This is a genomic window from Chryseobacterium sp. 14P4.3.2 (genome assembly GCF_057799275.1).
Genome location: NZ_JBYOKO010000063.1, coordinates 1 through 973, shown reverse-complemented (window position 1 = coordinate 973; position 973 = coordinate 1). Strand labels below are relative to the sequence as shown.

Genomic DNA, 973 nt, shown 5'->3' with positions numbered 1-973 from the left:
TACGAAGTTACAAACTTCGCAGAGCGGTGGAACTTTAATTATTAACAAACATACTTACAGATGAAAAAGTTGTTTCTTTTTTATTTTCACTTTCGGAAAAAAATGTTGCAACCCCTGCAATTGATTTTTCTTTTTTTTCCCCAGGAATAAAACATATGTAATAACCATTTTCGGTTTTACAATCAATCCTTTTATCTTCAATAGTATTATTATTTTTTGTCATATAATTAAATTCCACTCTGGTTTTTTCATCTTTATACTTTGGAAAATAAAATTTAAATTCATATCCATTATTCTTATAAATAATATCATAATATTGACTAAATCTATTTATCAATTTACCTTCTTCATAAAATTTAATCTGATTTTCTTTTTCCATATTTACTGACAAAAACTCAATCTCATACAAAAAATCGTTAGTTTTATCCTTAACTTTCCACCATCCTATTTTTTCATTATTTTTAACATTCTTATAGCCTTGCAAAGTATATTGATTACTCTCACCACTAATTAGAATTATTGAATCATTTTCTTTTTTACTACTAATTGCATAATTATCTTCATTAGTAATATCCTGAATATTGACGTGTTTACTAAAATTTTTATCATTTTTTTTACATGAAAAAAATAAAAAGATAATTAAAAGCAAAAAAAAATTTTTCGCCGTTCTTTTATTATTTTTTACTACCATTTTTTGCCGAGAAAATTTATTCTATTATAATAGTTTTTTAACTTTTGATCATTAACATTTTTAACAGCATTATTAAACATAATACTATCATTGGTTTTCGTTTGAGTAGGAACTTTTTTTATTGTATCTCTTGAGTAAGAAAATGGAGAATCTGAGATTTGCTCCACTAAAGCAGTACTATCATTACTCTTGAAATTAAAAGGATTTCCAATGCCTTCTACATCAAGCCCAAATTGGATAAAAGCATCTCCAAAACTTTTACGATCAAGCCTTGTATTTCTG

2 protein-coding genes are annotated in these 973 nt (G+C 25.1%); both read right to left on the bottom strand.

Annotated features, from left to right (window positions below):
• Positions 1-34: 34 nt before the first annotated feature.
• Positions 35-691, bottom strand: coding sequence for a hypothetical protein (locus AC27VX_RS23790; protein WP_236857562.1), 657 nt, complete (start codon positions 689-691; stop codon positions 35-37).
• On the bottom strand, positions 685-973 hold a 289-nt coding region (locus AC27VX_RS23785; RefSeq protein ID WP_488698460.1), incomplete at its 5' end, for a hypothetical protein. The genes AC27VX_RS23790 and AC27VX_RS23785, both read right to left, overlap by 7 nt.

What these genes read in the sequence shown, in the direction of transcription:
- AC27VX_RS23790 (WP_236857562.1), bottom strand. Translation starts at nt 691, where the DNA reads ATGGTAGTAAAAAATAATAAAAGAACGGCGAAAAATTTTTTTTTGCTT.